The organism is Salibacterium aidingense DSM 18341 (assembly GCF_000429685.1).
Lineage (GTDB): Bacteria > Bacillota > Bacilli > Bacillales > Marinococcaceae > Salibacterium > Salibacterium aidingense.
Genome location: NZ_AUCI01000001.1, coordinates 335,358 through 349,305, shown reverse-complemented (window position 1 = coordinate 349,305; position 13,948 = coordinate 335,358). Strand labels below are relative to the sequence as shown.

Annotated in this window: 13 protein-coding genes; 8 read left to right on the top strand and 5 right to left on the bottom strand. The window is 41.9% G+C overall.

Features of this window, described 5'->3' with window-relative positions; all coding sequences use genetic code 11:
- The first annotated feature begins 19 nt into the window (after nt 1-19).
- From G475_RS0101665 to G475_RS0101645, 5 genes are all read left to right on the top strand, one after another.
- The gene (locus G475_RS0101665; protein WP_026699773.1) at nt 20-1,084 is read left to right on the top strand and encodes a TRAP transporter substrate-binding protein; all 1,065 of its coding nucleotides are present in this window, start codon (nt 20-22) and stop codon (nt 1,082-1,084) included.
- Between the two features lie 75 nt (nt 1,085-1,159).
- The gene (locus G475_RS0101660; protein WP_026699772.1) at nt 1,160-2,443 is read left to right on the top strand and encodes a TRAP transporter large permease; all 1,284 of its coding nucleotides are present in this window, start codon (nt 1,160-1,162) and stop codon (nt 2,441-2,443) included.
- A 3-nt stretch (nt 2,444-2,446) separates the two neighbouring features.
- The gene (locus G475_RS0101655) at nt 2,447-2,944 is read left to right on the top strand and encodes a TRAP transporter small permease (RefSeq protein ID WP_026699771.1); all 498 of its coding nucleotides are present in this window, start codon (nt 2,447-2,449) and stop codon (nt 2,942-2,944) included.
- On the top strand, nt 2,928-4,370 hold the full coding sequence (gene gucD / locus G475_RS0101650) for an alpha-ketoglutaric semialdehyde dehydrogenase GucD (RefSeq protein WP_035709777.1): 1,443 nt from the start codon (nt 2,928-2,930) through the stop codon (nt 4,368-4,370). Before G475_RS0101655 ends, gucD begins: the two co-directional genes overlap by 17 nt.
- 17 nt (nt 4,371-4,387) lie before the next feature.
- Nucleotides 4,388-5,542 (top strand): M20 family metallopeptidase, encoded by a 1,155-nt coding sequence (locus tag G475_RS0101645; RefSeq protein ID WP_051302050.1) that lies wholly within the window; start codon nt 4,388-4,390, stop codon nt 5,540-5,542.
- 171 nt (nt 5,543-5,713) lie between these two features.
- Here G475_RS0101645 and G475_RS0101640 read toward each other — a convergent pair whose 3' ends face one another.
- The 5 genes from G475_RS0101640 to G475_RS0101620 all read right to left on the bottom strand — a co-directional run bounded on the left by G475_RS0101640 (nt 5,714) and on the right by G475_RS0101620 (nt 10,959).
- A complete protein-coding gene (locus tag G475_RS0101640; RefSeq protein WP_026699768.1) occupies nt 5,714-6,709 on the bottom strand; it encodes a zinc-binding alcohol dehydrogenase family protein in 996 nt (331 codons plus the stop codon).
- An 84-nt stretch (nt 6,710-6,793) separates the two neighbouring features.
- The gene (locus tag G475_RS0101635; RefSeq protein ID WP_026699767.1) at nt 6,794-8,080 is read right to left on the bottom strand and encodes a TRAP transporter large permease; all 1,287 of its coding nucleotides are present in this window, start codon (nt 8,078-8,080) and stop codon (nt 6,794-6,796) included.
- Nucleotides 8,081-8,082: 2 nt separating this feature from the next.
- Nucleotides 8,083-8,568 (bottom strand): TRAP transporter small permease, encoded by a 486-nt coding sequence (locus G475_RS0101630; RefSeq protein WP_051302049.1) that lies wholly within the window; start codon nt 8,566-8,568, stop codon nt 8,083-8,085.
- Nucleotides 8,569-8,722: 154 nt separating this feature from the next.
- Entirely contained in the window at nt 8,723-9,739 is a 1,017-nt protein-coding gene (locus tag G475_RS0101625; RefSeq protein ID WP_026699765.1) for a C4-dicarboxylate TRAP transporter substrate-binding protein, read from the bottom strand.
- A 353-nt stretch (nt 9,740-10,092) separates the two neighbouring features.
- Nucleotides 10,093-10,959: a helix-turn-helix domain-containing protein gene (locus G475_RS0101620; RefSeq protein WP_026699764.1), complete on the bottom strand. Its 867-nt coding sequence runs from the start codon at nt 10,957-10,959 to the stop codon at nt 10,093-10,095.
- 174 nt (nt 10,960-11,133) lie between these two features.
- Between G475_RS0101620 and G475_RS0101615 the strand changes: the two genes are divergently transcribed.
- From G475_RS0101615 to G475_RS24000, 3 genes are read left to right on the top strand one after another with little or no spacing between them, the layout of a single operon-like run.
- Nucleotides 11,134-11,904 carry an SDR family NAD(P)-dependent oxidoreductase gene (locus tag G475_RS0101615; RefSeq protein ID WP_026699763.1) on the top strand — a complete coding sequence of 257 codons (771 nt, stop codon included), beginning with the start codon at nt 11,134-11,136 and terminating at the stop codon, nt 11,902-11,904.
- 21 nt (nt 11,905-11,925) lie between these two features.
- Nucleotides 11,926-12,816, top strand: coding sequence for a fumarylacetoacetate hydrolase family protein (locus G475_RS0101610; protein ID WP_026699762.1), 891 nt, complete (start codon nt 11,926-11,928; stop codon nt 12,814-12,816).
- Nucleotides 12,817-12,829: 13 nt separating this feature from the next.
- Nucleotides 12,830-13,927 (top strand): mandelate racemase/muconate lactonizing enzyme family protein, encoded by a 1,098-nt coding sequence (locus tag G475_RS24000; RefSeq protein WP_051302048.1) that lies wholly within the window; start codon nt 12,830-12,832, stop codon nt 13,925-13,927.
- Nucleotides 13,928-13,948: the final 21 nt, after the last annotated feature.

Here is a 13,948-nt window from a genome sequence, read left to right as displayed (position 1 = left end):
CCTTTAGGAGGAATAACCCATGAAAAAATTCTGGTTGTTGGCGGCGTTATTGGGCCTGTGGCTGGTATTAGCCGCGTGTGGCAGTGAGACGGGAAGTGACGGGGGAGAAGAAGAAACGTCGGGAGAAGCAGGCGGATCAGAGAATGAGCAGGCTGCCGCAGAAGAAGACATAACCTTGAAACTAGGTACCATTAGGACAGAGGATGATCCAACCACCCAGTCTGCGAATCATTTTGCGGAACTGGTAAACGAGAAATCCGATGGTTCTATCACGGTGGATGTCTTTCCAAACAGCGAACTGGGTGACATTAATGACATGTTCTCCGGGATGAATACCAACACGGTAGACATGATGTATGAAGGAATATCTTCCTACGGCTGGATGGAAGGAGCTGAAGCGTTTAATATTCTATCTCTTCCTTTTTACTGGGAAAGCTATGATCAGATGGTAGAGATCCTTGACTCGGAAGAATTTCAACCCATATTTGACGAAGCTGCAGAAGCAACCGGGGTAAGGGTGATTAAATCCATTGGTGATACTGAAGCAAGGCAGTTAACTGCAAACCAGCCCGTCGAATCAGCCGACGATTTTAATGGGTTAAAAATACGTACAGCGGAAGCTCCGATTGTGCAACGATCGATGGAAGCTCTCGGAGCGGAGCCGGTCGTCGTGCCTTTTTCTGATTTGTATATGGCTCTCAATCAAGGCACAGCAGATGCTCAGGAAAATGGGTTTATTACCGTGGAAAACAGCAGCTTTTATGAAGTCCAGGATTACGTCATGGAAACGAACTACATCCGGGATGTAAAAAGTTGGTATATCAGTGAGGAGCTCTGGCAGTCCTTAAGCAGCGGGCAGCAGGAGATCATGTCAGAGGCAGCAGTGGAAGCCGGCGAAATGCAGACAGAATTAGCCCGGGAGCAGATCAATGAATCTCTTGATTTTCTAAAGGAAAACATGGAATATATTGAGCCGGATGTAGACTCTATTCGTGAAGCGCTGGAACCCACAGCAGAGGAATTTGATGGGGACTTATGGCCGGAGGGGCTTTTAGACACCGTCAATGAATTAAAGGAACAATAAAGAGGGGAGATTTTCTCGCCCTTTTCACCTGAAGAACAAACTGATGATCTACTCTGGCAAAAAGGGGGGAAGGAAATGATTGTTTTATTATTTGTGCTAATGTTTGCATTCATGGCGTTAGGGCTGGAAATTTATATCTCCATGGGTGCGGCTTCCATGATTTATTTGCTTGTAGCAACGGATACTCCGCTTAACCTATTAACATCCACCATGGTGAAAGAAATAGACAGTTATACGCTGCTTGCTATCCCCTTTTTTATATTGGCCGGAGAACTGATGAACCGGTCGGGGATGACATTACGCCTGGTAGAGTTTTCAAAATTTTTTATTGGAAAATTAAAAGGAGGCCTCGCTTACTCTGCGGTCGGAGTCAACATATTCTCAGCCGGGGTATCAGGATCCGCACCTGCGGATTGCAGTGCAGTCTCGTCTGTCATGCTGCCGGCTATGAAAAAGGATGGATACAAAGAGGGATTTTCCGCCTCTATTAACGCGGCCGCAGCAACCATCGGCCCCATCATTCCGCCCAGTATACCCATGGTATTCCTGGCACTTATCACAAACCTTTCTGTAGGCCGGTTATTTCTTGGAGGGATTATTCCTGGGTTTCTTATGGGAGCCGCTCTCTTAGTAATTTGTTATGTTCTGATGAAAAAGCAGGATCTGCCGGTGGTCGATTACAAGAGGTCCTGGAAAAAGTTCATGTCGTTATTTAAAGATACCTTTTTTGCTTTAGTGGCTCCGGTTATTATTATCCTTGGAATTATCACAGGGATGGTAACGGTAACAGAAGTGGCTATCCTTGCTACAGCTTACGTGTTATTAATAGGAATGTTTGTCTATCGGGCTATTTCCTGGAAAGATCTTGTGCATATCTTTGCCAGTACCGGCGTGTTTGCCTCCACCATCATGGTCTTGTTTTCCATTGTGGGAATCTTTTCCTGGATCATGGCGGGAGAGCAGGTGGCAGATCAATTAGCCGAATTGTTTTTGTCCTTACATGTCAATGCTGTTACCTTTCTCATTTTGGTTAACATCTTTTTGTTATTTATCGGCATGATCATGGATGCGCTGCCTGCTATGTTGATTTTTATCCCTGTCCTGCTTCCATTAGCGTTGGAACTAGGGGTGGATCCGATTCATTTTGGTGTGGTGGTTGTCGTGAACTTAATGATCGGCCTTGTCACACCTCCGGTTGGAGCGTTGTTATATATCGTTTCCAGGATTGGGAAGATCCCTTTCCATGTCGTAGGTCGTTCCATTTTTCCGTTTGTGCTTGCGTTACTAGCGGTGTTATTACTTATTACCTTTGTACCGTCCTTAGTTACCTGGATTCCGTACTCTATGATGGGGGAGTAGAAAATGTGGACAAAAACAATGAAAGGTATCGAGACTGTTTTATTCTACACGGTAGGCGTCATCTTTTTGTTTCTCTTTCTGCTTAATGTTACCCAGATATTACTCAGGACGCTGACCAGTTATTCCCTACTATGGTCTGTGGATTTGTCTCAGTTTATTATTATCTGGATCGTTGCTTTGGGGGCGGTGGTGGCATTGAGGCGGAATGAGCATCTGGCCATCGATTACTTAAAATATAAAATTCCTAAGAAATGGGGAACAGTTATTGATTTAATAACAAGAACGATATTTTTACTGTTTTTCATCATTTTGACCGTTACAGGATGGGAAGTGGTAGAGGCGCAGCAGGGAATCCGTTACACCATTCTAGGATGGTCGACCAGCTATGCCTATTTGTCCCTTCCTGTCAGTGGTGTCATCATGGTTTTGTTTTTAATAGAGTCCCTCGTACAGATTTTTAAGAAGTATCGAAAGGAGCGGAAACATGTTGAATTGTCTTAATTACATTAACGGAGAATGGAAAGCAGCTGGCGGCCATATTTCGAATTATAACCCGGCGGACAACCGGGAGCTGGTCGGTACAGTTCCATCTTCTACACCAAAAGAGGTAGAAGAAGCGGTCCGCGCAGCAGGGGCAGCGAAGGAAGGATGGGTGAAGTCAGGATCGATACAGCGTGGAAGTCTGCTGTACCGGGCGGCAGAGAAGCTGGAGGAGAGACTCGACGACGTTGCTGCCTGTTTAACGAAAGAAATGGGGAAAACGTTCGCGGAGGCCAAAGGGGAAACGATGCGGGGAGTACAGATTCTGCGGTATTATGCAGCCGAAGGGTGGAAAAAAGACGGAGACCATCTTCCCTCCTCCGACCCAGGAACCCTGCATTATACGACAAGAGTTCCGTTAGGGGTGGTTGGGATTATTTCCCCTTGGAATTTTCCGGTGGCCATTCCGGTATGGAAAATGGCACCTGCCTTCATTTATGGAAATACGGTTGTTATGAAGCCAGCGACGGAGGCAGCAGTCACGGCGGCTAAACTCATCGAAATATTTGACGATGCTGGTTTTCCGCCCGGGGTGGTTAATTATGTCACAGGAAAAGGCTCTGTGGTTGGCCAGGCCCTCGCCTCCCATCCGGAGGTGGATGGGATATCATTTACTGGTTCTGATCAAACAGGAAAAGTGATTGCTCAATCCTGTCTGGAGCAGGGAACAAAGTACCAGCTGGAAATGGGAGGAAAAAACCCGGTTCTTGTAGAGGAAGACGCTGATTTAGAGCGGGCTGTGGACCTTACAGTTTCGGGAGGGTTAAAGTCCGCCGGTCAGAAATGTACGGCCACCAGCCGGGTATTTATTCATGAAGCCGTCTACGATACGTTTAAAAAGAAACTGCTGGAAAAAGTGAATTCTATTCAAACAGGAAATGGAATGAAAGAAAATACATGGATGGGTCCTGTTATTTCGGAAACCCAGCTTGATTCCATACTTCAGTATATCGAACTCGGTGAAAAGGAAGGCGCAACATTAATTGCCGGGGGCCATCGGATAGAGGACGGAGCTGCGGCTTTCGGGAATTTCATAGAACCCACCGTATTTGAAAATGTAACTTCTGAGATGACGATCGCCCAGGAAGAGATTTTCGGCCCGGTTTTGGCTTTAATCAAAACAGCTTCTATGGAAGAAGCACTGCAACAAGCCAATAATACAAAATACGGGTTGAGTGCTTCCTATTTTACGTCAGACATTGAGAAAGCTCTTACCTTTACAGAAAAAATAGAAGCCGGTCTGGTAAGGGTGAACGGAGAAAGTGCAGGAGTGGAACTGCATGCTCCCTTTGGTGGAATGAAAGCTTCGAGTTCCTATTCCAGAGAACAAGGAGAAGCAGCCAAAGAATTTTATACATCGATAAAAACAGTATCCATTACGCCATAATTAAGGGGGGAACGTCTATGTCTTTGCCGAAAACAGAGGAAATGCTGGAAGTGGCGGCCGCATACGAACAAGATGCCATTTCTTTATTGAAAGAATTGGTAGAAATAGAATCCCCGACCTATGATAGAGAAGCGGTGAACCAAGTTGGAAAGTTGATTAAAGAGCATGGGAAGCAGCTGGGGGCCCGCATTGCAGTCGAGCCGTCCCATCATGAGGAGCGTGGAGATCATGTTATTGCAACATGGGCGGGGGAAGATGAATCCTTAAAGCCTTTACTGGTTATCGCCCATATGGATACGGTATGGCAGAAAGGTACGCTGGAGACGATGCCGTTTCGGGAGGAAGGCAATACAATTTCGGGCCCCGGCGTCTTTGATATGAAGGGAGCTATATCCTTTCTGCTGACGGCGGTGAAGATGATACAGGACTATAACGATACGCTGAAACGTCCGCTCACTGTATTGTTTAACTCGGACGAAGAAATGAACAGCGCCACGTCGAGAGAAATTATTGGTACGCTGGCGAAAGAGTCTGAAGCGGTGCTTATTCTTGAAGGAGGGGAGGGGGATGCGGTATTAACAGAGCGAAAAGGGATTATGTATTTTAAATTGACGGCCTCCGGCGTTTCCTCTCATGCAGGGATGGATCATGAAAAAGGAACCAATGCGATAGAAGAAATCGCCCATCAGATTCTCCGTATTCAGCAGCTGACAGACTATGAAAAAGGCACTACCTTGAGCTGCGGAATTATTAAGGGAGGAACCCGAACCAACGTCATCCCTGCCGAAGCCGTGCTGGAAGTCGATGCCAGAGTTCCATCGGAAGAAGAAATTACCAGGTTATCCGAGAAGATGGCCTCTCTGTCTCCTGTTCTTTCAGGGGCCGCCCTGGACTTGGAGACCCTGGTAAAACGGCCGCCGCTTGATAGAACGGAAAAAGTGGTGGCGCTGTATGAAAAAGCCAAAAAAGAAGCGAAAGAGTTAGGATATGAACTGACGGAAGCGTCCACCGGTGCGATCAGTGACGGCAACTTAACAGCGGCAGCAGGAGTCCCGACCCTGGACGGCCTTGGACCCATTGGAGCAGGCGCCCACGCCGTACATGAACATATATTACGCGACAAAATCCCCAAACGCCTAGCCCTGCTCGTCCAACTCCTCCGAACATTGTAACGTGCCTGTCACCACCCGGAATTTGTCGAATGAAGTATAGTTAGTTGAAAAGTGGAAAACCCTGCCTCGCGAAAAACGCAGCAGGGTTTTTTTCCTCTATTCATATGGGACGCCCGTCACATCCTTAAATGCTGGAACAAAGGCGATAGACTTATAAGATTTCATCTGCTTTTAGAGCGTTACTAAAGCTTTAATCATGTTCTCTTTTGGATGATATAATGATTGATACTCATCCTTAAGTTTATCAAAACTAATACGATGTGTTGTATAAGATTCAATACCCACGCTGCCATTTTGAATAGCTTGTTTGACTTTTTTAAAATCTTCTAATCCAGCATTGCGGCTGCCCATTAGAGTGATTTCTTTTTTATGAAAGTCGGGATCAAAAAACGTGATATTGTCTTTAACGAGTCCCACATATACGAGAGTACCGCCATAGGATACATACTCAAATGCCTGAATCATGGACTGCCTGCTTCCTGTAGCGTCAAAGACAATATCGGCCTTGTTTTGCAGAGCTTTTTCAGCAGTGCCATCTACTGTGATGATATCGTCTGCTCCGGTCCATTTTTTTGCGAATTGAAGCCTTTCCCTGGATTGATCAAGGATAATCACTTTGTTTCCGTTTTGTTTGGCAAATAATCCTGCTCCGAGTCCGATGGGGCCTGCCCCAATTACAACTACGGTATCGTCTTTTTGCAAACGTGATCTTGTGATAGCATGCATTCCGATACTGAGAGGTTCAAGTAGAGCAGCTTCTTCGAAGGAGAGATCATTTGTTAGAATGATATTTTCTGCTGGAACAGCTAAATATTCACTCATCCCGCCATCACGATGAACCCCTATCACCTCCAGGTTTTGACAGCAATTCCTTTTTCCCTTGAGGCAGGGATGGCAGGAACCGCATGCGATGTATGGGATAACCGCAGCACGGTCCCCCTTTTTGAAAGCTGTAAAGCCATTAGGTTCCTCAATTTCTCCGGAAATTTCATGGCCGAGCACACGGGGATATTGAAAAAAGGGCTGATTCCCTTTATAAGCGTGTAGATCGGTGCCGCATATACCAATCCGTTTGATTTTAAGGAGTATTTCTTTTTCTTGGATAGTGGGAAGTGCTGTATGCTTTTCCTCTAAAACATTAGGCTCTTGGCAGACAATTTGTTTCATTTTCTCAACTCCTTCTATATTTGTGGAATGAATCACTCTGAAACCAATATAGACGACGTGACCCTTGTATGATCCTGAAAATAGTTAACCACTTAAAAGATTTGGAAGCCAAAGGGAGATTTCCGGAATATACGCAATGATAATGATTGCTAAAAACAAAATAAAATAAAATGGCAGTATTTCTTTTATTAGCTTTTCAATATGCACACCTGTTATGGAGCTAGTAGTGAACAAAATCGTACCGATGGGTGGAGTGATAGTACCAACACTTACAGTGAAAATGAAAAAAATACCAAAATGAACAGGGTCAATATCATAGGTGGGCAGGATGGGCATAAAAAGTGGTGTTAGGATCATAATCAAAACATTACCTTCCACAATCATTCCTGCAATAAGGAGAAAAACTGCTGCTACCGCAAAAAACATAAAGGTACTATTTATGTAATGAACGACAAACTCAGTTAGTTGTTGTGGTACTTGTTCGTTAATCAATATCCAACTAAATGCGGAAGCCCCTGATATAATTAAAACAATAACTGCCGTTGTTTGTGCACTATCCAGCAATGCCTGAACTAGTTGTGGCAGTTTTGTTTCGCGATAAATAATTAACCCTAAAAAAAGTGCATACAACACGGCAATGGCACCTGCTTCGGAGGGCCCGAACACACCAATGCGCAGTCCTCCAATAATGATTATTGGTAAAAGCAATGCCAGGATTACGTGTTTAAAGCCGGAGGCGATCTCTTTTGGCCGCGCTGCCGGTTGTTTATTGCTTGTTTCAAAGTTTCTATATTTAGAGCTATAGTGGGCGAAAATTAATATGAATAAAGCCAACATTAAACCAGGAACTATACCAGCAATAAATAAGGCACCGACCGATACATTTCCTATAAACCCAAACAGAATTAAAGCAATCCCGGGAGGTAAAATTGGTGTGATAAGTGAAGTTGCAGCTGTTAAGGCTGTTGCAAAGCCCTTATCATACCCTTTTCTTTCCATGGTTGGAACAAGTATTTTTGACTGCATGGCGGCATCTGCAATATTGGATCCTGACAATCCGCCCATTAATGTACTTAACAGCACATTTACTTTAGCAAGCCCTCCGGTCATATGTCTCGTAAGTAATTGTGCAAATTCTAATAGACGGGAAGTGATACCAGTGTAGTTCATCAAATTTCCAGTCGTTATGAAAAAAAGGATTGCCAGTAATGGGAATGAAACAGCTCCTTCCACCATTCTCTGAACTAATATGGTATTTGGAACAGTCGAAAAGAAAAAATAATAGGCAGTTCCAGCGATCAGCGACAATGCAATAGGGATATTTAATACGAGACTGACTAATATGATGAGCAATGTAATGAACAGTTCCATCGCTAATAAACTCCCCTGTCAGATTTTATATAGTAATGATTACGTTTATATATAACATATGTTAAATGTATAAGAGTTAACGTTCCTCCAAGGGGGACTGCCAGGTAAATAAATACATTACTGATGTCCAGGACAGAGGTTTGACCAGTTGAGCTTAGTGCAAATTGAAAACCTAAGAAGACAAAAATAAAGAGTATAATTAGAAAGATTACGATAAGACGTATCCATTGCAGGATATACCTAAGAGAAGATGGCAGCTTGCGAATAATATAATCAATGCCGACGTGTTTGTTTCGTTTCATCGCAGAGCTTACTCCAAAAAAGGTAACATAAATATATAGACACACACTTACTTCTTCCGTCCAAGTAATTGGACTATTAAAAACATAACGTAAAAAAATATTTGCACTAACAACCAAGATGGTTCCTATAAGAGCTGCGGTAATTATATAATCATCTATATCTCGAAAGTGTTTCAAAATTTTCAAAGCACGTACCCCCTCTACTATTCTTAATAAGAAGTAATCATCTTTCTGTAGCTGCCTTATTTGAAGGAAGCAAGCTCCTCTATATTAGAGGAGCTCCGGAGAGATATAAAAGTTCAAATCACAGATTGAATATATATTACAAGACATTCTCCTTTTAACGTTCGTTAAGAAGTTCCTGTACTTTTTCATATAATTCGGGGGACCACTGGTCCATTTCTTCGTACATATCCATTGCCTTCTCTTTAAAAGGCTCCTGATCTACTTCATGAATAGTGATCCCCTCTTCCTCAAACGTTTCTAGTACTTCTTCATTTGACTCTTTAACCAGCTCTTCTGAATTGGCTGCGGCTTCATCAGCGGTATCCTCTAATATTGTCCTTATGTCTTCTGGAAGGGTTTCCAAAAAAGAAGTGCCGGCAACCCAGGGAGTAATAAATTTTTGATGTTCCGTTAGAGCAAGGTAATCCGTGACTTCATGAGTCTTTGTTCCTTCCAGGACAACCAGGGGATTTTCTGCACCATCCACTACTCCCTGTTGGAGAGAAGGATATAGTTCGTCAAGAGCAAGAGGTGTTGGAGAGGCTCCAAGAGCTTCAAAAGAATTGATCGCCATATCATTATCCGGAGTTCTAATTCTTTTACCTTGTAGGTCCCCAGGTGTTAAAACTTCTTCCTTCGTCATTAGATTACGAGATCCGTAAATATTGTCTGTTGATATAATGCCAAGGCCTTCATCCTCTAAATCACTTTCCAACCCCTGAAACCAATCCGTTGTTGTTAAATATAATAATTCATCAAAGTCATCTACGAGATAGGGAGCCGTTAGTATACCCATATCTGGAACATAATCCATTAAAAAATCATATCCCGTTAAAACAATGACATTACTGCCGGATTGAGCCTGCTCGATGACATCTGCTTCATCCCCAAGTTGTGAGCTGGGATAGGTGTTGAGTTTGATTCTTCCATTACTCTCTTCTTCCGCAAGTTCTTTCCACTTTTTTGCGACTTGATCCGTTGGCTCTCCGGGTTGATTACCATAAGCAAAGTCGATTTCATACACTTCATCTTCTGTCGCGGAGGTTTCATCTTCTGTAGACCCTCCACATGCTGCTAAAAATCCAATCATTATAGTAGAAATGTACATAATAAACCAGTTCTTCTTTGACATATACATGCCTCCTAAATATCGTTTTCACATTGCTAAGCCAGAAACTTGTTTATGAATTATGATAATTCCGATAAATAAAACCTAATTAGTAGCGCTTTCAAAATTTGCTCTCTATCTTTCCCTTAAAGATTTCGTAACTTCAAGTTTTTCCCTCCAATACAAATAAACCGTTTTCAAAATCATATTGAGTTTCCATAACTTATTTCTAAAATGAATACTAGTACAGTAATAAAACATATTCTATAGCTTAAAAAATTTTATTTATTGCTTATTTTAACTTTAATATGGTATTCCCTTTCCCATAAAAGAATAAGAAGAACATCCGTATCCTTTAGAGACCATCAATTGAATTTTTAATTATTAGAAATACTATTTTTTCGATATTTAGATGGGGTTTGGCCGACTTCTTTTTTAAACGAGCGATAGAAATGAGGCATACTTTGATAGCCGGAACGCTCGGCGATACTCTGAATACTATCGTCAGACTCCTTTAGCAATTCTTTGGCCTTAAGTAAACGTTTTTTTACTAAGAAATCACTTACAGTTATACCAACGGTTTGTTTAAACTTTTTGCTGAAATACACGGGACTTAAGCATGCTTCTGAGGCTAATTCCTCTAACCGAATGTTTTCGCTTAAATGCTCTTCCACATAGTCCAGTACACGTTTCATCCAAACAAAATTTGTGGGTATTTTTTCAACTTTGGAAGCTGAAGCATCCACCCAACGGTTCAACCGGATCATTAGTTGAATAATCTCTGTAAAAGCTGCTTCTTCCCAAAACTCGTTCATTTCTTTTTTCTCTTTATGAATATTGCTTAAATATTTTTCTACAATTCTCTGTTCTTCCGGTCCAAGAGAGTGTCGAAATGTTTTTTTCTTTTTTGCTTTTAAAAAAAGTTCCATTAATATCATGTGATTTATCGTTTCATGAATGGAAGAAGTGGGCAGAAAGTACAATGCTGTGGAAGTAACTATGGCATTAGATTCCAATATAGATCGGTGAATAACATTCGGAGGCACTAGAATTAAATCCCCTTTCTTTAATTCATAAAATGTCTGATCAATAAAAAAAATACTTGATCCTTCGTGGATGTAAATGACTTCACACCAATCATGCAGGTGATTTGGTAATTCTTCCTTGTTCCCCTTTGGCTGGTTATAAACCAGTGAAAAAGGGAGTATTCCTTCTGGGTCGAGTTGTTTCACTAATGGTTTCATTAAGGGATACCTCCTATATCCTAATCAAAATAACCTTAATAAAAGGTACTTTTAAGTCATAAAAGCATATTATAATTGCTTAAACCGAATGCTAGAATAGTTAAAAGAATATCACAAGAAATAACGCTCGTCTAAATCAAAAGTGTTTTTTCTTATTTGGGAGGGAGGTTACATATGCAATTAAAAAATAAAGTCACGCTGATTACAGGTGCGGGTTCAGGAATCGGCAGACAAACAGCACTCTTATTTGCAGAAGAAGGTGCTACCGTTATTGTCAATGATATTGATCCAGGCAAAGGGAATGAAACGAAGAATAGGATTCGTCATAAAGGGGGAGAGGCTTACTATTTTCAAGCAGATACTACTCAGGCAGTTTCAGTAAAAGAGATGATGGAAACGATTGTTCATGAACATGGCGGTATTGATGTGCTTTTTAATAATGCAGGTATTAGCGGAGTGAATCCTCTTCATAAGATTGAAGAAAAAGAGTGGGATCATATTATCAACGTAAACATTAAAGGTGTTTTCCTTCCAAGTAAATATGTACTGCCATACATGATGGAGTCTGAATCCGGATCAATTATTAATATGTCTTCCTGTATAGCAGAAGTTGGTCTTGCCGATAGAGCTTCTTATGCAGCTACAAAAGGGGCTGTTTTATCACTTACAAAATCGATGCAGGTGGATTATGCCCCTTTTAATATTCGGGTGAATGCTTTACTTCCAGGCACCATTCTTACTCCGTTTGTGGAAGGGTATTTAAAAGATTCTTCTGATGCTGAGGGGGCAATAGAAAAAATTAAAAAGCGTCAACTGTCTGGTGAGCTTGGAAAACCTGAGGATGTGGCCTCTGCGGCCTTATTTTTGGCCTCGGACCAATCAAAATTTATGATGGGATCCCCCCTTTATATCGATGGAGGGGTGGTGTTTGGAAAAAATGCTTGATTTATCGAGAGGTGGGTTAAATTGAAATTTTGTCATTTGCAAAATAACGGAACCGAACAACTAGGTGTGGAACAGAATGGGAGAATAGTAAACATTTCAGAAGCGTTAAAGCGCTTTCCTGATAGTAATATTCCTAATAATGTAAGCGATTTACTACAAACGGATAGTTCTGAAGCTCTTCAGCCGTATATAGATCAACTCCCTACACAGGAAGATTCATCTTACTTTTATTCGATTCAGGATTGTGACTTTGGTCCAGCTGTTCCTAACCCAAGTAAAATCATATGTGTGGGATTAAATTATCAACGCCATGCAGATGAAACAGGAGCCTCTTACCCTGAGGTACCAATACTGTTTAATAAGTTCAACAACACACTTACAGGACACAATAAGGATATTGCTATACCCAAAGTAACCGGAAAAGTAGATTATGAGGTGGAATTGGCAGTAGTTATTGGGAAGACAGCAAAAGATGTCCCAGAATCGGAGTCATTGGACTATGTATTCGGTTATTGCACAGCAAATGATGTATCCGCTCGTGATCTACAAATGCGGACTCCGCAATGGTTGCTCGGTAAGACTTGTGATGATTTCAGCCCAATCGGCCCCTATCTTGTTACAGCTGATGAAATTGAGGATCCGCAGCATTTATCCCTGGAAACAAGAGTAAATGACGAAGTCAAACAGAAGTCTAACACTTCAGATATGATTTTTACTTGTCAGCAAATCATAAGTTACATTTCGAAACATATGACGCTTGCACCTGGAGATGTAATACTTACAGGCACACCCGAAGGAGTCATGTTAGGCGCTCCTGAAGGAGAACGTAGCTATCTAAAGGCCGGGGATACTGTTTCGGTAGAAATTGAAAAACTAGGCACATTAACCAATACTTTCACAAATGAAAAATAAGGAGAGAAACACGGTGAAAATTAACAATGTTGAAACGTATTTATTAGATATTCCGTTAAAGCAAAAAGCTATTACTGATTCTCAGACCAAACTTGATTCTGTAGAATTTGTTGTCGTACGTATCGATACAGAGGAAGGCATCTCCGGCTGGGGATTTAACTGGAACTATACGAAGGGTACTCGAGCCGTTCAGGCCATTATTGATGATAACTATGCTGCTCTCTTAATGAACAAAGATCCATTAATGCATAAGAAATTATTAAATGAATTGCATTATACAAATCATTTTATCGGTCAAGTTGGGGTCACTCGTGTAGGGCTTTGTGCTGTAAACCTGGCTCTTTGGGATATTCGCCTGAAAGTATCAAATATGCCGTTATGGAAATATCTCGGACCGGTAAAAAATAAAGTGAAAGCCTATAATACAGATGGGGGCTGGCTCGGAGCATCTACCGATGAATTAATAGAGGATATGAATAAGCTAATTGACCGTGGTTTTGATGCAGTGAAAATGAAATTGGGCAGGCCGGATCCCAGAGAAGACTATGAAAGAGTCAAAGCCGTGCGGGACGCTATTCCGTCCAACGTAAAATTGATGACAGATGTCAATACAGTCTGGGATTTAAAAACAGCGAAAGTTTGGGGAAGACGGTTAGAAGAATTTGATATTTATTGGTTAGAAGAACCAATGAATCCATTTAATAAAAGGGATCACGCTATTCTCGCAAGAGACCTTGATATCCCTGTGGCTGCTGGAGAAACTATTTATACTAAATATGACTTTCGTGATTATATAGAATCAGGAGCCGTTGACATTGTTCAAGCTGATGCAACGAAGCTTTCTGGTATAGATGAATGGTTAGATGTAGCAGCTTTAGCTAGGTGTTATGATCTAGAAGTCATCCCCCACACGAATGTACAGCAAAAACTGCATGTTCAGCTCGCTGCAGCTTCTCCCAATGTACCGATGGTGGAGAATTGTTATGAATCCCTTTCGACGATTTGGGAGGAGCCTATTGAAGTAATTGACGGCTATTATACCTTACCAGAAGAACCTGGACTTGGGTGTAAGCTAAATGACTCTATTTTAGAAGAATGTCGTATTGGTTAAAGAGTGCCTGTCACCACCCGG

What these genes read in the sequence shown, in the direction of transcription:
- G475_RS0101665 (WP_026699773.1), top strand. Translation starts at nt 20, where the DNA reads ATGAAAAAATTCTGGTTGTTGGCGGCGTTATTGGGCCTGTGGCTGGTA.
- G475_RS0101660 (WP_026699772.1), top strand. Translation starts at nt 1,160, where the DNA reads ATGATTGTTTTATTATTTGTGCTAATGTTTGCATTCATGGCGTTAGGG.
- G475_RS0101655 (WP_026699771.1), top strand. Translation starts at nt 2,447, where the DNA reads ATGTGGACAAAAACAATGAAAGGTATCGAGACTGTTTTATTCTACACG.
- gucD (WP_035709777.1), top strand. Translation starts at nt 2,928, where the DNA reads ATGTTGAATTGTCTTAATTACATTAACGGAGAATGGAAAGCAGCTGGC.
- G475_RS0101645 (WP_051302050.1), top strand. Translation starts at nt 4,388, where the DNA reads ATGTCTTTGCCGAAAACAGAGGAAATGCTGGAAGTGGCGGCCGCATAC.
- G475_RS0101640 (WP_026699768.1), bottom strand. Translation starts at nt 6,709, where the DNA reads ATGAAACAAATTGTCTGCCAAGAGCCTAATGTTTTAGAGGAAAAGCAT.
- G475_RS0101635 (WP_026699767.1), bottom strand. Translation starts at nt 8,080, where the DNA reads ATGGAACTGTTCATTACATTGCTCATCATATTAGTCAGTCTCGTATTA.
- G475_RS0101625 (WP_026699765.1), bottom strand. Translation starts at nt 9,739, where the DNA reads ATGTCAAAGAAGAACTGGTTTATTATGTACATTTCTACTATAATGATT.
- G475_RS0101620 (WP_026699764.1), bottom strand. Translation starts at nt 10,959, where the DNA reads ATGAAACCATTAGTGAAACAACTCGACCCAGAAGGAATACTCCCTTTT.
- G475_RS0101615 (WP_026699763.1), top strand. Translation starts at nt 11,134, where the DNA reads ATGCAATTAAAAAATAAAGTCACGCTGATTACAGGTGCGGGTTCAGGA.